Here is a 17,859-nt window from a genome sequence, read left to right as displayed (position 1 = left end):
TACTGAAGAAATGCCTAGAAAACTATAATTTATTTCGGTCTCTGTTCTTTTTTTATTTCTTTCTTTTCAGCCCTTTCTTTGATTATTGTTTTCTCTACGTAGTTTTCAACTTCGTTGGAATCCTCTGGCTTAATTTTTTCTTTGAAAATTGTTTCCCAGAAGATTGTAGTTTTAGTTTCTTTAATTTCGTCCTTTTTTTCTCGTCTGATCATAATATTGAAATTAAGAAATTGCACAACTGATTGTGTGACATTAAAGATAACAAATTTTATAATTTTTTCATTTAACATGTATCAGGGGTAAAATACCCCCACATCGACTAAACACTAATAAAGTTAATCCTACGGATGTTGGAAGATGAATAATTTCTATACCCCCATACTTACCCTACAAGGTTACCCCCATAGTTACCCTACACATAACTAATTACTAGTTACTATTTACTAATTATATAAAGAGAAAATAAAAATTAATAATACTATTATTAGGTATGTGTAGGGTACTTTTATTTACCCCCATAGTTTTGTTTTAGTCTATGGGTGGGTAAAAGCTTGCTTTCTTCTTTTCCAACCCCGAAGGGTAACATAGTTGGTATTTATACAATGTGGGGGTATTTTACCCCCATATCTAAAATGAATTATATCAAACAACTTGACTTTTTGGAAACCTGATTTATTATTGCATTATAAGTTTTAAAATAATAAATGAAAATAGTTTGATCACTTTTCAACTATGGGAGTATTTATTAATAAACGATTTACATTTTTTAATTATTAGGTGGTGGTTTGGAATACTTCAAATTATCCAAACTATCACCATTAGCTTTTGAAGTGCTGATATAATTTAAAAAATGGATAAAAGCTAAATAATAATAATTAATAGAATGCAACACAAGAATTTAATTATCTCTATTCCTAAAGAGATTAAAAACAAAATAGACGCTGAATTTGGTAAAGAATATTCCAAAGCAGGATTAGAAAAAATATACTTCTTATATTTTAAAATAAACAAAGAAAATAATAATTATCAGGTTAATAGTACTAATCACACGTGGTTTTACGGCTTCAAAAATAGAGGTGAACTTGGTCAGATATTACATCGATTAGTAAACAAAATTTTTATACTTAAAATATCAGAGTCTTATACTATTGGATACAAAAGCAATACATATTCATTAATGAAACCTTACGATTATAAGAATGAAAACTGCTACAGAATCAACTATTATGATGGTCAGGTAAAGTTTCCAATGTGGGTACAAAAGTATGTTGCTGACGGTGGTATAGTGAAAAACAGAGAAACAACAAACTGGATTAAGGATGCCAAGAATTCAACAAAAAGTGAATCAAATAAAGATATTGAAATAAAGCAATTAAAAGCTGAAATAGAGCGTTTGCAGGGCTTGTTGTCCAAGGTTGACACAACTGGTCAGGCGAATGATACAGCTCCTGTAATAGCTTCTAATGAGATGGTATTTCAGCCAGTAGTAAGTAATGAATTTTCTAAAAATAAAATAGAAGATGTTACACCAGATATTATTACTGCTCATGAAGCGGAGCTTCATGAGAATGTTAGTGAAATTGATTATTCATTTACATTTTCCAATGAAAAATTTGTTGTAAAAAACTGGAATAAATTATTAGAAAATAAAGATGCAGATGTTTCGATGGAAGAAATCTATGAAGAAATATATGACTGCAATACGCATAAACCAGAAAGCATCTTTTATGGTAATGTTACGATACTTAAACATTGGGATTTCAATGATAATATTAATTACGTTGAAGTGGCTTAATACTTTAAATTTTCCAATTTTAATATAGAGTGATCAGGTGCAGGTAGGATATATAATAAAGGTGGTAACATGTGTTTATCACCTTTTAATTTAAAACTAGTAATAAAAATTACTACATTGGAATATGAGAAAACATATACCAATTCTGGATTATCTGAATGAAATTGGAGCCAAGGAATTAAATTATAAACAAAGAAAAATAATAGCTGTTGATGGTGATGGTAAAAAGATTACCACAATTCACCTAGCAAAAAGCGTATCATCTAATTTTAGAGTTTCTGATATTTTAAAAAAAGACCAGAATGAGGGTGATATATGTTATCATATACTTGAAAGTGAAGAAGATCAAAGTATTTGGTTATACCCACTGACCTTAGGTGTTTTAATCAAGCTCTAATCTTCAAGTAATTTAGATGGTGGTATTCTCAAAGCTTCAGCTATGATTGCAATGGTGCTAATGGTAGTGTTGCTGATATTACGCTCTATTCTGCTAACTGTAATGGTATCAACGTCACACAGCTCAGCCAATTCTTTTTGACTCAAATTGCGCTCCTTTCTGAATTTACGCACGTTTTCGCCAAAAACCTGAATCAGTTTCTCATTTTTTTCAGGATTCTTTTTTTTCTCATTCACTACCATCACCACAAATCACCCGATAATTATAAAATTTATTATAGACACAAGTGCCTATTTTTATTATGTTGATTAACAGATAGATAACGATTTAATGAGGTGATTCTTATTTTTAATATAGGCACAAGTGTTATTTTTATGTATTTTTACATTATCTAAATACTTGATAATGAAAAAAATAACGATTCTTAGCGTAATGGTATTGCTTTGCCTAAATTTTACTGCATTCAGCCAAAAGAGATTAAAAAATATAACCTGCAAGAAAGATAGCGTAACACAGTATAAGTATGGTTTTAGCGCATTTAAGACAGGCTACAAGAGCTATACAAAGGTTACCCCATCCAATTTTTCTGACTGGCGAAGAATAATAAGTTATAATCAGACTCTGCCAGAGTTATATGCTGTAGCATTAGGAGCAGGTAGCACATTCCATTCAAATAGGATATTGATCGATGTTAGGGAGCCTGAAAAATTAAACAAAAGGTACTGTTATGAGCTGAATGTGCCATCACATCTTACAGATAATTTGTTCGTCATTATGCATCAGAATCTTCAATATCAGTACCCCGATTACATTGCATCGGTGGTGAAAATTAATGGATTAGATTGGCTTAAAATCACTGATAAAGAAGAAGGAATATTGCTTAATCCTGTAGCAAAAAATGAAAATAATACTTATTAAAATGAGGACAATATTTATAACGCTCTTTATTGTGATGACACTTATAGGTGTAGTTTGCTATTACATAGCTAATGGAGCAACATCAGATAAAGTTTACTATGAAAAAAGGAAACGAATCGGTTACTAAATATTTATAATTATGAAAAAGATATATACATTATTATTCCTGCTGTTTGCATGTTACAGTGTGCAAGCACAGCAGCAAGCTCCAAAAGGAGCTGATAAAATTCTCATAAAAAATGATAAAACAGCATCAGAAAACTTTGTAGCAGTCAAATTGATCTTAGCTGAAAAAGGCATTGAAATAGCCTCTACAGACAAAGATATTTGCCAGATTAAAACTGGTGTCACACCTGTAACAAAGCACGGTGCAGGGGCTTATTATGTGGTATTCTGCAAAGATAATTCAATACAGTTATCTGGTTATTTCAACACAGGTTTAGAGTTGAATACATTAGTTAAAGATACCGATCCATTTATGCAAATCGTTAATCGAAAGATGGGATTATGGGGTGAAAGTTGGAAAGCTATGAATGCTCTGGCTGCATCATTTGGATCGGATATTCAATATTTAGGTGGTGCTGAAAATATGGTGAAGGTAAAACAAGAGCCAAAAAAAGATGATGTTTATTAATAATTTGAAAATAAATTTTTTAAAGCTTTAAAATTCCTCCACATTGCAAAAAAAAACAGAAATATGGACATAGAAAACAAACCACAAGGGGAGCAGGGAGAAGACGAAAACATTGATGAACATTTGAATCAGTTCGAAAGCGAAGAACATTCTATAAGTCAACCAGTAATGTTGGATATGATGAAGCAATTTGCTGAGCAGCGAAGACAGGAGAGATTGAGCAATAATTAATCTGCTTTAAATTAATTATGAAAAAATATTGACTGCCTCTGATGATGAATCAGGGGCTTTATTGTTTTAATAATTTTATTACCCTAGAATGCTATTAAACAGGGTTTTGTACTTCTGAAAAGCGGGGGGCAAACGTAATGAATTTAATTCGTTTTTTTTAACAATAAATTATGCAATTTTTCAACATCGTAAGCTTTTTTAAAAAAGCTGAATATGCCATATACAATACCACCGATACCGCCAGTATTGACGATAGCAGTTGAAATATCTATATAGTCTTGCATGCTCATTGATGTAAAGATAAATATATTTTCTCGGAAATTGATACTTTCCCAAACTACTTACTATTTATATAAACAGATTAAGTTATGTATAATAGTAAAAATACAGCAGCAAAAGTAGCTGCCCAAGAAAAATACGCTAGAGATAAATTCATTTCCATTCATTCAGGTTCCACTTGGACAGAATATGAAGATCGTTACGCTGTAGTAGACCTAAGCGGAGCAACCACCACATCAGATGGAATTGTAAAGAATAAATTCATCGAAACTAAAGGCCGAAATATACCATCAAATGAGTACGGTACTACATTCCTAGAATTAAAAAAATTAGATAATATGTTAGACTTCGCAGAAATTAATGATGGTAAAGCATTCTACTTTGTTACCTACACTGATGGTAAATCCTACCTGTTTGACCTTACACATGTAAAAGAGAAATATGCCATCCAACAACAATGGATGAACGATGTAACGATAGGCGATTACACTACACAGAAAGTATTAAAAGATGTGATTCATCTACCATTATTCGCAGCTAATAAAAAGTATAAGTAATGGGAGTAATTGGATGTATAATAATAGCAGTGGTATTCATTGCAGCAATAATAAATGCAAAGTAATGATGTATACAACACACTATTACATCGATGGCCAAAAGTGGTCAGGAGAGCGCATAAATGCAATATGTTGGGATGATGCAGAATATCAAGCAAGCATTAAAGGACTAGAGGTTACAGGGAAATTAGTACAGGAAATACCCTTCGATGGGGATAATATTCAATGGGAAAAAGCCATTGATTATGATAAGATGAATAATAATTAAAGAAATGAAAAATTTAAAAGAATATAAAAATATAAAAAATTACAGTGCTGATTTACAGCTAACCAGATTAGAATTAATTACCGATTTCATAGTATATGAATACCAGATAAATAGAGATGAATTGTTCAGCAGAACACGTAAAAGGATAATTAGTGAAGCTAGGCGCAAGATAGCATTTTTAGGACGCATGTTCTATAATATATCAGGCGATATTATAGCAAAATATTTGCATGTGAATAATGAGTGGGTTTGTATGCTCATCTACACATGTTGGGATTATGTCAGTGTTGATCAGGCTTATTATGAGGAAATTCAGAAACTTATGGTTAAGCTAAAGATGCACCACAATGTGACTTTGAAGCCTTTGATTTAGTTGTAAAGGCTGCATCATGATGCAGCCCTTTATAATCACATATCAAAAAAAGATCCATCGGATTTTGATATTAGATGGAGGTCTGAGAATTCAAACCAACTTTCTTTATGTGTTAGTTCCTGATCAAAATAACCACATAATGCTTTACCATTTTCTGCGTCAATAACTGTAGTTTCTAAACCGCCATTTATTAGCGGGTTTTTGTGTCTTACTCTATCCCCTGCTTCTATTAAATTTTCCATATTTTTTTGTTAAAATTTTTCTCCCTTTATATAGTCGAAGTTCACAAATTGCGTTGCAAATAGCCTCTCAATAGTAGCGGAATTTTCTTTAGCTACTCGTAATAAGTCAGCTTTTGCTGAGGCTGCTGTAATATTTTTTTTCCAGAGTGACGTGTTTGGTAAAAAATATTCTTCACCATCAATCGTAAAAGAATCAAAATAACCTATTTTTTTCATAGCGTCCTTAACAGCTTTGTTTTTAGAATCACCTACATAGGGTGTTTTAACGTCATACGTAATTAATATATCCATTATAAGAGGTTAACCTTTGGTTTAGAGGTCGATTAAATATATAAATTATTTATAAATTTCCATTTCCCTTTTGGTAATTGTACCGTCAGCATTTCTTGTTTCTGTTTTTTCTCGGGATAGCAATCTACTGTCATCTTTGTTTAAGCAATAACTAATAATTAGACTAGCTATTAAAAACAGACCAGTAACAATTGCAGGTAAAATATATTTATTGAAATCTGAACTGACCATAGCTATCACATTTAGTTTGTGATGCTCTATCATTCTGGGTGCGGTGGTACACAAGTTTAGCATATTTTGTGGATATATCCTATTTTTTTTGAAAAATACTTCTTATCTATCTGTTTATGAGTTGTTTGTGTGTGATTCCTGTCGTCTATTATATAACTGAATAAGGTTAAGATATTTATGATGTAGTTGTACAATTGTTAGGCTATTTATCTGTAAACAATCAGATAATGGCAGCGAAAAAGGGCAACAAATATGCAGAAAAATGGACTAAACAAGTCGTCTTAGATCATTTACAGCAAATCTTTGAGGATGTAGAGGAAAACAAATTAGTATATCTGGCTGTAGCATTAACCAATTTGGGGTTATATAGTGATATCTGGGCAGATTGGAAGACAAAATTCGACAGTGTAGATGAAGTTTCTCGACTGATAAAAAGGATTGAGTCAAAAATTGAAGCCAACTTAGTTACCCGATTGCTTAATAACCAATGCAATGCAGCAGGTGCAATTTTCATTCTGAAAAATAAGCACAGGATGTCCGATAAACAGGAGATTGATCACACATCAGCAGGACAACCATTTACAATCAATATTACAAAAACTTATAAATCAGATAGTGAAGGAGATTCCAACTAGTGAATCTTACAATTAAACAAACACAGGTATTTGATCTACTACAGGATAGTGTTACTACTGAGATAATCTATGGTGGTGCAGCAGGTGGTGGTAAGAGTATTATTATCTGTCTATGGTTAGTTAATAACTGTATCACATATCCAGAAACAAGATGGTTACTAGGTAGATCAAAACTAGAAGCGTTAAAGAAAAGTACTTTAAACTCTTTTTTTGATGTCTGTAAGATATTACAATTGGTTAATGGTGAACACTATAATTATAATCAACAATCCAATATTATCACATTTACCAATGGCTCTCAAATCATACTTAAAGACCTATTTAGCTATCCATCAGACCCCAATTTTGACAGTTTAGGTAGTATTGAATTAACAGGCGCAGCAGTCGATGAGTGCAACCAGATCACCGATAAGTGTTGGAATATTCTAAAAACAAGGATCAGGTACAAGCTAGATGAATATGGATTAATTCCCAAATTATTGGGTAGTTGTAACCCCTCTAAAAATTGGGTATATAGTGAATTCTACAAAAAATCCAATGATGGTACATTAGAACCTCATAAGAGATTCATTCAGGCATTAGTGACTGACAACCCATATATCAGTCAGCATTACATAAAGAGTTTACAGCAGAATCCTGATGAAGCAACCAGACAAAGATTACTATTTGGAAACTGGCAATATGACAATGATCCAAGTGCATTACTAAGCTATGATCAGATCATTGATCTATTCAGCAATAAGCATGTTAACCCTGATCCTACAAAGAAAGCTCTTACATGTGACATTGCCACAGATGGGGCAGATAAATTTATCATCTGTGCGTGGGAAGGTTATGTAGTTCAACAGTTTAACGTGATAGCCAAATCAAATGGTAAAGAAGTCATAGATGCAATAGAATCAATGGCTAATCAATTTGGAATCCAGAAAAGCAGAATAGTATACGATGCTGATGGCGTTGGAAACTTTGTTGGTGGTTTTCTACAAGGAGCAAAAGCATTTAAGAATGGTAGCAGGGCATTGAATGATGAAAATTATAAAAACCTTAAGACTCAATGCATTTACAAGTTTTGTGAAAGAGCATCATCAGGTGGTTATTACATAAAAGATCAACGATACAAACAAGATATAATAGTTGAGTTAGAACAGCTTAAACGCTGTAATCAAGATAATGATACAGGCAAATTAGAGGTGGTTTCTAAGGATGTAATCAAATCTATCATTGGTCATTCACCCGATTTTTCAGATTCGTTAATAATGCGTGAATACCTCGAATTGAAACAACCGTTCTTTTTCGTGTAAGCAGACTATTTATATACATATACCATCATTGACATGATGGATAACAAAAGAAATTAAAACAAATGAAGCGTGGGATTTTTAGACCTATTTTTTTACAATAATAAACCTGAGCCAATACAACAAAAGGCACAAACAGCACCAGTAGTATATCCATTGATCAGCAATGGCGTTAACTGGTTCACGGACAATAGTACTCAGTACATTACAAACGGATATACATCCAACCCTGTAATATTTTCAATAGTAAACCAGATCACCCAAAAGATTGCAGCAGTGCCATTTTATCTATATACAGTAGAAAAGGATAAACAAAAGGATTTTAAACGATATAAGTCATTCTCTACCAGTAATAACCTGATGAGTGTGGAAGCATTCAAATGCAAAACATCATCAATGGTTGAAGTGGATAGCCATCCGATTATGAACATACTGGAACAGCCTAATCCAACACAAGGATGGAGTGATTTTGTCAAAGAAGTTGTGGGTTATAAGCTTGTGACGGGTAATAGTTACATATATGGAGCTAAACCAGAATTTGGAGTTAATAGAGATAAGATAATCAGTTTAACACCTTTACCTGCTCAATTAATGAACATTGTAGCAAGTAATAATCAAGTTGAATATTATAATCTAATTGGTAACAATCAGAGGTTAGAAAAGGAGAATGTTTTGCATTTGAAGTATTGGAATCCTGACTTCTCATCATCACAGAATGTATATGGCATGTCACCGCTAAGAGCAGGACTTAAGGTAATGTCATTAAATAATGAGGCTTACAATGCACAAGCTAATGTGATGGCAAATAGAGGTGCTTATGGTATGTTATCTGCAACTGATAGTGAGACTCCAGATCAATTACAACAATTAAAAGATAGGTTCAAAAATGCTGAGACTGGAGAGATAATGATCGTAGCATCCGAGCTTAAATGGACACAATTTGGACAACCATCAGATGAGTTACAGATATTGGAATCGATGGATATTAATCTTAGAGACTTATGTAATATATATAGTTTTCCTTCACTTTTACTTGGAAACACAAATGATAAAACATATAGTAACTATTCAGAGGCAGCGAAGCAAATGGTGTTTAACACCTGTGTACCGCTATTAACCGAGTTAAGAGATAACCTCAATAAATGGTTCGTAAGTCCATATTCAAAAGCTGATGGTAAACAATATTATATAGATTTTGATATTACTGTTCTGCCAGAATTAGCACAGAATATTAATGAATTGATTGATCAGCTCGAACGTCAATATTGGTTAACACCCAATGAGAAGAGAGCTGCTGTTAAATTTGGTACTCTTCCTGATCCTGCAATGGATAAAATATACATTCCTAATAATTTAGTGCCAATTGATGAGCAATCAATAATAATAGATACGGGTAAACAAGACCTGTCTGATTACCAATAAGGTTATTCAAAGCCATCACATAATATTTAGGTTATGAATGAAAAGCAGTATTACAGGGCTTATAGTAACCTGATGAAAAAACACGAAAGATTAAGCTATAAGATTCTTTTAAGAGGTTTTCAACACATTTTCCACAAGGCAGCAAAAGAATATTTAAATAATCCATCAATACATGTTGATTTACTGGTATCTGAATCGGATACATTAGATATTCTTATACATATATATAATAGTGTTGGTCTGGCTGCTGCATCTATGGTATATAATAGTTTACGGAAACAGAAGCATGCAGGTTTAATATTACAAACAAAAGCCAAGAAACCATCCCAATATAAACCTACTCCAGAACCTGCACCAGATCATATCAACTACTGGAAACAAGAGTTTTTACGTTTCACCCAATCAAAGGATTGCGCAAAAAAAGTAAGCGGTATTACCAAAACCACAAAGGAGCAGATCAGGAAGGTGATGGAGCAATCAGTATTGGAACAGTTATCACATAAGCAAACAGCAAAATTAATTCTGGAAAAGGCTGATGCTATTGATACTAAGAAACGTGCATTGCTCATTGCCAGAACTGAAAATGCAGTGGCTAGTAATAAAGCAGCCATTTTTGCAGCCAAAAGCAGTGGTTTAGTTTTATACAAAAAATGGATTGCCAGAAGTGGTGATAATCGTACACGTGATTCACATATTGGGATGATTGATTCTAAACCTATTCCAATGGATCAGGCATTTATTGTTGGTGATGAAAAGATGATGCAACCTGGTGATTCATCACTAGGGGCTAAAGCACATAATATATGTAATTGCAGATGTACAGTTGCATTTGTGCCTGCAAGTGAGTTAGTTCAGCAAGGTTTAAATACTCATGTTAACAAGCCTGTAAAACCTATTGTAAGACAGCCCGAATTATTTGATAAACCTCTTGTAATTGAAGATGTTAACGTATTTAAACCTGCTTCAACCATTGATGAAGCAGCGAAATGGGTTGTAGATAATGGAATTACTAAAGAGGTAAATTACAATTGGATAAAGGATGTTAATGTAGCAAATGAGATGAACAGGGCGCTTTTTGATCTGAAAAATAGATTTGGTTTTGATTCACTGTTGCAGATTGGTAATAACCCTAAACAAAGTAGTGCATTGATGAGTGCTAATTACAGGAATCTAAGTGTCAAAAACTCATATTGGAAGACTAACAACATTATAAAAAGCAATTTCAAAAAGACATCTCCAGATGGATATCAGGAAAGAATGCTGAGTAATTTGGAAATTGCCAGAAAGAATTATGAAAGTACCAAAAGCTATCGATGGTTAAATATAGTTAAGGAGTACGAAGAGCATGTTAAATACAAAAGATGGACAGTGGAATATGGTGCAGAGAAGTATCTGGAAACCACAATCCATCACGAATTTGGTCATATTTTGCACGATCAACTAGCAGGTGGCATTAATGGCGCTAGGGTATTATCAGAAGCACGTAAGGTTAAACAGGGCTATATCCAAATGGCTGAGCAATTGAACAATGAACAGATTGAAATATATAGACTTGCCAAAAAAAATGGCGATATTTATAAGGTTTCAGCTTATGGATCAGAGAATCATCGTGAGTTTTTCAGTGAGACCTTTGTAATGTATATGGCAAAAGACCCAGAATTACCTGTGTATATCAGTAACTATTTTGATAAATTTTTCACTTTAACAAAGATGTAAGTATTTATGAATATGAATAAAGACATAAAATATTGTAGTAAGTGCATCAATTTTAATGGTGATGATTTCGCATGCGTAGCATTTCCAAATGGTATCCCAAATGAGATTCTATCAGGGAAAATAAAGCATGTTTCAAAATTCCCTGAACAAATGGGAGATGATGTTTTCTTAGATAAGATTCAATTCCTGAAAGATGGTGGTATTGATACCAGTGACTTAGAGCAGTGGAATGATATGATTATTGAGGATTAATAAAATTTTATATATCAAGTTCATTTGGAAACACAAACTGCCCAATGTCCTTCTTTAGTATGATTTGTTCTGGGTCAATTGTAGAATTAAGAGCTACAAAGCGTTCCTCTAGATCAACTGCATCTGGCGCTTGCAGGTAAACCTTTTCTAAATTTGGCATGTAGTCATTGATTATCATTTTATCAACTTTCCTGTTATAGATTGGAAATGAATATCCAATTACTACCATCACTGTAGTGTTTTTCAAGGATTCTTTGATTTTTTTATTAAATCGGCTGTCAAATTTATGTTCCCAAGCAAAAGTTAGTTCATTTTTATTGAATCTTTTCTTTTGCTTTTTATCAATAGTTCCCAAATCTTCATAGGCTTCCAACAAATCAACATAGAAATTTTCATCATCAATTTGATTAGAATAGTCTTCAGAAAGATATTTAAACTCACTTTTTAGAAAACTATCCTCTTTATATTTTGCTGACCCATTTAGTTTTATTACTGAAAATTTTTCTGTGTTAAAAAAATCGTGATCAGTATGTGGACTAACCATATTTAACCTCGAGTAAGATTCTGAAAGTGATTCTATCCCTGCAAATTCTCGGTACGATAATTCTATTTGTGAATCGTAGTTCCAAGAGACTACTCTGATATTGTCTGGTAGATCGTATTTCCTAGTTAATAATGCAGCCCAGAAGTTATCATATCGATTGTCCAATGGCTTAACTTTTTGTTGCAATGTAAAGTACACTGAAAGTATGTCTTTCAATTTTTCGTACTCGTTCGTCTTACCAGAAATTAACAACTTTTTAGCATAGGTATCTATACTATAGTTTCGTTTACATATTTCCTCTAACTGGCGAAGTTCATTAAAAATAATTTTAAGCTGTGGATGTAATGCTTTTTTACATTTAAGGAAGGAGGGGTTATAGAATATATCGTGTACTTCTTTTACACCTGCTGCCATATTACAAACAACTGGTAGGCATTGCGCACTAGCTCCTGCTCCTAATAAATACGTTGTTACTTTTGGCTCTACGCTCATTTCCAAATATAATAATATTAAGTTTTCAATCTTGTTATTTCTCGTCTAGCAGCCTATTTATCTGAAAGAACGCAGATAAATGAGCAAAAAACTCTTACATAAATCTTACGAATTTTCTGACCTACAGGTAGATGTTGATAGCCGAACCATCAGTGGTTATGCCTCTGTATTCAATGTTATAGATTCCGATGGTGACCTCATTAAGCAGGGGAGTTTCAAAAAATCTCTATTCGAGAACAAAGACCGCATAGTACACCTGTATCAACACAATCCAGTACAGCTATTGGGTAGACCAACTGTCTTAGTAGAGGATGAAAAAGGCTTGTATTTTGAAACTACAATAGCTAAAACGCAATTAGGTGATGAAGTCTTAAATCTATATAAAGAGGGTGTCATCAAAGAGCATTCGATAGGATTTCAGGCAGTTAAATCAACTAATAGAGGTTCTTATAATGAGATTTCAGAAGTAAAGCTATTTGAATTTAGCTCAGTTACTTGGGGTTCAAATTCACATGCACAATTCACAGGATTCAAAAGCCAGTTTGCATCAGATTCAATCGTTGAAAACTGCGATAAAATGATGAAAATGTTGAAATCAGAGGTCACCAATGACACTTTAGATCAACTTAACATATTTCTAAATCAAGTAAAAACCACACATCTCAATCTTACCGAAAAGTCAGTTGCTGATGAATCAGACCCGTTAGAAGACAGTCTGGACACAGATAACCCGATGGTTATAGATGAGGTTGTAGAGGTAAAAAACAATGATTTAGAACTTATATCAGCCTTTTTAAACGGCTATAAATACAACAAAAAATAAGAATACAATCCAATAATGGAATTAAACATTAAAAATGAATTAGAGCAATTAGGTGCTACAATTAAAACAGACTTAGAAAAGTCAAATACAGAATTAAAATCTGAGGTAAAAACTCAATTAGATGCATTACAAGGTCAATTCGACCAATTAACAGCAAAGAATGCTGATATCACTGCTAAAGGATTAACCTTTGGTGAGGAGTTGAAAAATCAATTCAGTTCAACTAGTCCTGATGTATTAGCTAAAGGATTCAAATTTGAATTAAAGGCATCAGTATTAAAGCCACAAGCGGATATCAATCCTGAATACAGAGAAGGTATTACTGGCTATGCAAACCGTAAAGTAAATGCTAGACAGTTATTTGCTATTGGCTCTACATCGAGTGATGCAGTTAAGTATGTAAAGGAATCTGGTTATGTTAATGGTGCAGCTATAAAAGAAGAAGGTGTTATATCTGGTGAATCTAGCTTTGCTATCAACCAAGAAACTGCATTAGTAAAAACTATCTCTACTCACTTAATTATCTCAAAAGAGATGTTGAATGATGTTTCAGGAATTTCAAGCTATCTACAAAATAGGATACCTGCGAAATTAGCAGAGAAAGAAGACCAAGAATTATTGTATGGTACTGGTGATATCAAAGGTGTAGCGGTAACTGCTGTTCAATTTAGTGGAACTACTTTGACATTGGGTACAGGTTCAACTCCAAATCAATACGATGTACTTAGGGTTGCTATCAATATGATTGCTAAAGCTGATTACACAGCATCAGCCATTATGGTAAATCCAACAGACAAAACAAAATTAGAATTAGCAAAATCAAGCACTGGTGAATATTTATTTCCAAGTGGTAACATGAGCGTTGCAGGTGTTCCAATTGTAGAATCAAATGCTATTACCGAAGGAAAATTCTTAGTTGGATCATTCCGTGATGGAGCAGAGATTAAAGAGCGCCAAGGTGTTGCAATCTCTTACTACCCATCAGATGGTGAAAATGCTAAAAAAGGTTTAATTACCATCGTTGCAGAAGAGCGTTTAGCATTACCTGTATATCACAATGGTGCATTCGTTGCAGGGGATTTCACATCAGCAATGGCAAAACTAAAATCATAATCATTGACCTGATTATTATACTCAATGAAGGTGGTGGAAATATCCATCACCTTTTTTATTTACACCAAAAAATATGATAACACTTAATCTAACAAAGCAATACTTAAATATTCATCCCACAAATACTACAGAAGATGAATTAATACAACTATTAATTGATGCTGCGGAGGTACAAGCATCCAAATTAATTGGGCAAGATGGGATGATTGATTCGAAGCTGATCGATTTAGCACTATTAAAAGATATTGCTACAAATTACATGCATAGGGAAAACTATTTAGATGCAGAAAACGGTGGTTTAATCCTTAGTAATGGTACTATTTCAATTCTTAATCAATACAGGAAGGTTGTAATCTACTAATGAAAAATGCAAAGAAATATAGCCAACTGATTCAGTTCTGGAAAGAAAATAATGTTTCCAATGGTCAAGGTGGTTCTTATGGTAGTTATGAATTAGATTTTGAAGATTATGCATGTGTGGTAACAAAGGATGAAACCAAAACTAATCAACAAGGACAAATAGTCCTGGAAGGACTATTTGAAATATACTTAAGGTATAGATCAGATATGTCCATTCTTAAATCCCACCAGATTAAACTAAAAGATAAGTCTTTAACAATTCACAGCATTATAAATGTCGATGAACTAAATAAAGAAATAAAGCTGATTGCTTCGGAATCAGACAATAACATAGAGGTTTTCAAAAATGAAAACCCTTATGAAAATTACCAATAAAATTAATGGCTCTCATAACATATATAGACAAATCACAAGAGGACAATTACGATCCCAATCTTTGGAACGCAGATGATGCTAATGAAATAAAGAATGTAATCAATACTAATGCAGCAGCTTTGGATTTAAAAGCAGATATCACTGCTTTAGATTTAAAGGCTGATGTCAGTGCCTTAGCAGGTAAAGCTAATGTAAGTGCATTAGCAACTAAAGCTGATTTGGTTGCGGGTATCATACCACTTAATCAGCTACCAAATGCAATCCTATCTACTAACCAATTTGAATTATTAGAAGATGGAAGCATTGGAATAAAGACCTCTTATTTAATGTCATTAGGCTTAACTGGTACTGGTGGTACTGTTACACCAACATTATCAACTCCTTCGTTAACTGCTACAGCAGCATCTACAACACAAATAAATTTATCTTGGGGAGCAATTACAAATGCTACTAGCTACATGTTACAGAGAGCATCGGTAAGTAATTATAGTGATGCTTCGACAATATATACAGGTAGTGCAATATCATACAATAACAGTGAGTTAACGGCTTCTACTACATATTACTACAGAGTCAAAGCTACAGCTAATGGATATAATGATTCCAATTATGCGGGTACAAGTGCCACAACCAATACAGCAGGAGCAACTACACCATCTGCACCAACAGCATTTATTGTAGATGATGTAAATAACACGGCAGACTGGACAAATAACCCAACATATACATCAGTAAATGATTATGAATATACTTTAGATGGTGGTGTAACAGTGAATAATGTTACCGTTAAGCCAGTGAACGTTGGAGACATAGCAAAATCAGCAGGACAAGTAGGTGTAAGGATTAAGGCTGCTTCTGGTCGTAATGTGTCAGCTTGGTTATTTAATGCTACAGCATATACTAGCACTGGTGGTGGAACTTATTTAGTGGAGAAAACATTTAGAATTAATTTAGCATCTCAGTATGGAAATTTACCTGCTAACAGCGCTCCATATTACAATAGTTTCAATCCTACACAATCAGTTATCCAGTCACCATCAGGCTTTACATCAACATCATTTATTGATGATACTAATGCTGCATCATCAATTGTTTTCCAACAAAAAGGTGCCTTTGCAGGTCAAACTGCGGAGATTTCAGGGGCGCAGGCTAGTGGGGGTAATACAGGTGTTTTTCCAAATAATGTAGTTAATACTGCTTGGACGATTAATGGAGGTACTAATGCAAGTATTGGATTATCAGGTTTAGACCCTACAAAATTCTATCAAATATATGTGCTTATGCCAAGTGATACAACTGGTACTACACGTGGTGCCACGATTAATGGCGTTACAAAAAATAAAACATCAAGTACTACGGTGTTGGCGACATTCGGTGTTGCAGGTAACGGGCTGAATGATCCTGAGTTTATTGTTTTCAATAATATAACTGGATCAGCAGTTGACATTGCATTTAATAGAGTATCAGGTAACTATGGTGCATTGGTGTCATTAGTCGTTGTTGAACAGACAAATATAGCTAAATAATGAAGGTAGCAAGGTATTATACGATCGGGGGTACTATAGTAGTACCTCCTGATCCAGAACCTATTATTACTGGAATTACTACAACTATTAAGTTTGTTTCTGCTCCTTCCAATGCTACAGCAACTATTGCAAATAGAAAGTTCAATAAAAAGAATCATTGGGCATTTGAGTGGGATGATGCCACTAGTGGGGCTGTAACAGGATTAAATATTCTTAATAATGCTTTTTACACAGATGGTTGTGGCAACAATATTAATTACTCGGGTACACTTGCATTTAATGGAGCAAATGAAACATCTGGATTAGAATACACCTATGCAGGTGGCGATGGTAGAGTGAGTAAAGCCAACATGTTAGCTATGATAACAGCAGGATGGGAAATGTCTGATCATAGTTATTTTCACGATCCTGTAGGCTTCGGTGCATCTGTAACGCCATTAGAGAATACCCAAAGAATGCAAACATATATAAAGAATTTATTGAATTATTGGACTAGAAGTAAGGCTGTGCCCACAAATTATGCAGGTCACGCTACAGCCGCCCGAGATTTAGGATATTTATATAGTACGTCACAAGGTACTTTTGATTCATTTACAGCAGAATGGATGTATGCCCCTCCAGGGCAATGGTCTAATGTTCCATCTGGGTTTGCACCATTAAGAAGGGATTTTACTGATAATTGGTCTGGTAGTTTAACCAGTCTTCAAAATATGGTTACTACATTAAAGGCAGCAACAGGTAAGTTTTTTAGGGTTGGATCACATACAATCAATGCTACAGCATTTCAAGATTTAGTAGATTTCCTTGTAGCGAATTCAGGTGATGAGTTTTTAGTTTCTTCAACACGTGAATGGTTGGAATATGATGAGATGAAGGTTCAGCCGATTAATCAGGTATTATCAGGCGATACGCTTACTATATCAATGGATTTAACGGGATTAGACGTTAAAAATAGATGGAAAGATTTAAGTTACAACATCACATCTGATGCAACAATTGCAAGTGTTACAACAGATGGTGATAGTGCTTCATTCAATTCTACTACAGGGTTAGTGAATGTGTTTAAACAAAATAAGAGTTGGTAATG

25 protein-coding genes are annotated in these 17,859 nt (G+C 33.6%); 19 read left to right on the top strand and 6 right to left on the bottom strand.

Going from position 1 to position 17,859, the window contains the following annotated elements:
* Positions 1-29: 29 nt before the first annotated feature.
* Complete coding sequence (locus R2Q84_RS14630) at positions 30-212, bottom strand: hypothetical protein (protein ID WP_316817311.1); 183 nt, start codon at positions 210-212, stop codon at positions 30-32.
* Between the two features lie 671 nt (positions 213-883).
* Here R2Q84_RS14630 and R2Q84_RS14625 point away from each other — a divergent pair.
* Both R2Q84_RS14625 and R2Q84_RS14620 read left to right on the top strand, forming a co-directional pair.
* Positions 884-1,795 carry a hypothetical protein gene (locus R2Q84_RS14625; protein ID WP_316817310.1) on the top strand — a complete coding sequence of 304 codons (912 nt, stop codon included), beginning with the start codon at positions 884-886 and terminating at the stop codon, positions 1,793-1,795.
* Positions 1,796-1,919: 124 nt separating this feature from the next.
* A complete protein-coding gene (locus R2Q84_RS14620; protein ID WP_316817309.1) occupies positions 1,920-2,192 on the top strand; it encodes a hypothetical protein in 273 nt (90 codons plus the stop codon).
* Here the strand turns inward: R2Q84_RS14620 and R2Q84_RS14615 are convergent.
* Positions 2,189-2,428 carry a helix-turn-helix transcriptional regulator gene (locus R2Q84_RS14615; RefSeq protein ID WP_316817308.1) on the bottom strand — a complete coding sequence of 80 codons (240 nt, stop codon included), beginning with the start codon at positions 2,426-2,428 and terminating at the stop codon, positions 2,189-2,191. The genes R2Q84_RS14620 and R2Q84_RS14615 overlap by 4 nt on opposite strands.
* Positions 2,429-2,597: 169 nt before the next feature.
* Here R2Q84_RS14615 and R2Q84_RS14610 point away from each other — a divergent pair, with 169 nt between their 5' ends.
* From R2Q84_RS14610 to R2Q84_RS14600, 3 genes are all read left to right on the top strand, one after another.
* Positions 2,598-3,110, top strand: a complete 513-nt coding sequence (locus R2Q84_RS14610) for a hypothetical protein (RefSeq protein WP_316817307.1) — start codon at positions 2,598-2,600, stop codon at positions 3,108-3,110.
* Positions 3,111-3,249: 139 nt separating this feature from the next.
* Positions 3,250-3,744, top strand: a complete 495-nt coding sequence (locus R2Q84_RS14605) for a hypothetical protein (RefSeq protein ID WP_316817306.1) — start codon at positions 3,250-3,252, stop codon at positions 3,742-3,744.
* A 63-nt stretch (positions 3,745-3,807) separates the two neighbouring features.
* Positions 3,808-3,975, top strand: a complete 168-nt coding sequence (locus tag R2Q84_RS14600; RefSeq protein ID WP_316817305.1) for a hypothetical protein — start codon at positions 3,808-3,810, stop codon at positions 3,973-3,975.
* Positions 3,976-4,118: 143 nt separating this feature from the next.
* On the opposite strand, the gene R2Q84_RS14595 is transcribed toward R2Q84_RS14600, so the two are convergent.
* Entirely contained in the window at positions 4,119-4,259 is a 141-nt protein-coding gene (locus R2Q84_RS14595; RefSeq protein WP_316817304.1) for a hypothetical protein, read from the bottom strand.
* A gap of 84 nt (positions 4,260-4,343) precedes the next feature.
* On the opposite strand from R2Q84_RS14595, the gene R2Q84_RS14590 reads away from it, so the two are divergent.
* The 3 genes from R2Q84_RS14590 (at position 4,344) to R2Q84_RS14580 (ending at position 5,452) form a co-directional block, all read left to right on the top strand.
* A complete protein-coding gene (locus tag R2Q84_RS14590; RefSeq protein WP_316817303.1) occupies positions 4,344-4,811 on the top strand; it encodes a hypothetical protein in 468 nt (155 codons plus the stop codon).
* A 64-nt stretch (positions 4,812-4,875) separates the two neighbouring features.
* Entirely contained in the window at positions 4,876-5,079 is a 204-nt protein-coding gene (locus R2Q84_RS14585) for a hypothetical protein (protein WP_316817302.1), read from the top strand.
* A 4-nt stretch (positions 5,080-5,083) separates the two neighbouring features.
* A complete protein-coding gene (locus R2Q84_RS14580) occupies positions 5,084-5,452 on the top strand; it encodes a hypothetical protein (protein WP_316817301.1) in 369 nt (122 codons plus the stop codon).
* A 35-nt stretch (positions 5,453-5,487) separates the two neighbouring features.
* On the opposite strand, the gene R2Q84_RS14575 is transcribed toward R2Q84_RS14580, so the two are convergent.
* Positions 5,488-5,694: a hypothetical protein gene (locus R2Q84_RS14575; RefSeq protein ID WP_316817300.1), complete on the bottom strand. Its 207-nt coding sequence runs from the start codon at positions 5,692-5,694 to the stop codon at positions 5,488-5,490.
* A 9-nt stretch (positions 5,695-5,703) separates the two neighbouring features.
* A complete protein-coding gene (locus tag R2Q84_RS14570; protein ID WP_316817299.1) occupies positions 5,704-5,985 on the bottom strand; it encodes a hypothetical protein in 282 nt (93 codons plus the stop codon).
* A 458-nt stretch (positions 5,986-6,443) separates the two neighbouring features.
* Here R2Q84_RS14570 and R2Q84_RS14565 point away from each other — a divergent pair, with 458 nt between their 5' ends.
* The 5 genes from R2Q84_RS14565 to R2Q84_RS14545 all read left to right on the top strand — a co-directional run bounded on the left by R2Q84_RS14565 (position 6,444) and on the right by R2Q84_RS14545 (position 11,539).
* A complete protein-coding gene (locus R2Q84_RS14565; protein ID WP_316817298.1) occupies positions 6,444-6,851 on the top strand; it encodes a terminase small subunit in 408 nt (135 codons plus the stop codon).
* Positions 6,851-8,152, top strand: a complete 1,302-nt coding sequence (locus R2Q84_RS14560) for a terminase large subunit domain-containing protein (RefSeq protein WP_316817297.1) — start codon at positions 6,851-6,853, stop codon at positions 8,150-8,152. The genes R2Q84_RS14565 and R2Q84_RS14560 overlap by 1 nt, the downstream gene beginning before the upstream one ends.
* Positions 8,153-8,221: 69 nt before the next feature.
* Positions 8,222-9,571: a phage portal protein gene (locus tag R2Q84_RS14555; RefSeq protein WP_316817296.1), complete on the top strand. Its 1,350-nt coding sequence runs from the start codon at positions 8,222-8,224 to the stop codon at positions 9,569-9,571.
* A gap of 33 nt (positions 9,572-9,604) precedes the next feature.
* A complete protein-coding gene (locus tag R2Q84_RS14550) occupies positions 9,605-11,287 on the top strand; it encodes a phage minor head protein (RefSeq protein ID WP_316817295.1) in 1,683 nt (560 codons plus the stop codon).
* Positions 11,288-11,299: 12 nt separating this feature from the next.
* A complete protein-coding gene (locus tag R2Q84_RS14545) occupies positions 11,300-11,539 on the top strand; it encodes a hypothetical protein (protein ID WP_316817294.1) in 240 nt (79 codons plus the stop codon).
* 7 nt (positions 11,540-11,546) lie between these two features.
* On the opposite strand, the gene R2Q84_RS14540 is transcribed toward R2Q84_RS14545, so the two are convergent.
* Positions 11,547-12,575, bottom strand: a complete 1,029-nt coding sequence (locus R2Q84_RS14540; RefSeq protein WP_316817293.1) for a hypothetical protein — start codon at positions 12,573-12,575, stop codon at positions 11,547-11,549.
* 79 nt (positions 12,576-12,654) lie between these two features.
* Here R2Q84_RS14540 and R2Q84_RS14535 point away from each other — a divergent pair, with 79 nt between their 5' ends.
* The 6 genes from R2Q84_RS14535 (at position 12,655) to R2Q84_RS14510 (ending at position 17,857) form a co-directional block, all read left to right on the top strand.
* The gene (locus R2Q84_RS14535) at positions 12,655-13,398 is read left to right on the top strand and encodes an HK97 family phage prohead protease (protein WP_316817292.1); all 744 of its coding nucleotides are present in this window, start codon (positions 12,655-12,657) and stop codon (positions 13,396-13,398) included.
* Positions 13,399-13,413: 15 nt separating this feature from the next.
* Complete coding sequence (locus R2Q84_RS14530) at positions 13,414-14,511, top strand: phage major capsid protein (RefSeq protein WP_316817291.1); 1,098 nt, start codon at positions 13,414-13,416, stop codon at positions 14,509-14,511.
* Positions 14,512-14,584: 73 nt separating this feature from the next.
* Positions 14,585-14,872, top strand: a complete 288-nt coding sequence (locus tag R2Q84_RS14525; RefSeq protein ID WP_316817290.1) for a head-tail connector protein — start codon at positions 14,585-14,587, stop codon at positions 14,870-14,872.
* Positions 14,872-15,246 (top strand): head-tail adaptor protein, encoded by a 375-nt coding sequence (locus R2Q84_RS14520; protein WP_316817289.1) that lies wholly within the window; start codon positions 14,872-14,874, stop codon positions 15,244-15,246. The genes R2Q84_RS14525 and R2Q84_RS14520 overlap by 1 nt, the downstream gene beginning before the upstream one ends.
* Before the next feature lie 5 nt (positions 15,247-15,251).
* Positions 15,252-16,772, top strand: a complete 1,521-nt coding sequence (locus R2Q84_RS14515) for a hypothetical protein (RefSeq protein ID WP_316817288.1) — start codon at positions 15,252-15,254, stop codon at positions 16,770-16,772.
* Entirely contained in the window at positions 16,772-17,857 is a 1,086-nt protein-coding gene (locus tag R2Q84_RS14510) for a hypothetical protein (RefSeq protein WP_316817287.1), read from the top strand. Before R2Q84_RS14515 ends, R2Q84_RS14510 begins: the two co-directional genes overlap by 1 nt.
* Positions 17,858-17,859: the final 2 nt, after the last annotated feature.

This window comes from Pedobacter nyackensis, assembly GCF_032678475.1.
Lineage (GTDB): Bacteria > Bacteroidota > Bacteroidia > Sphingobacteriales > Sphingobacteriaceae > Pedobacter > Pedobacter nyackensis_A.
Note: the sequence above shows the minus strand (reverse complement) of the source record. Positions and strands in the feature narration are given on the sequence as shown.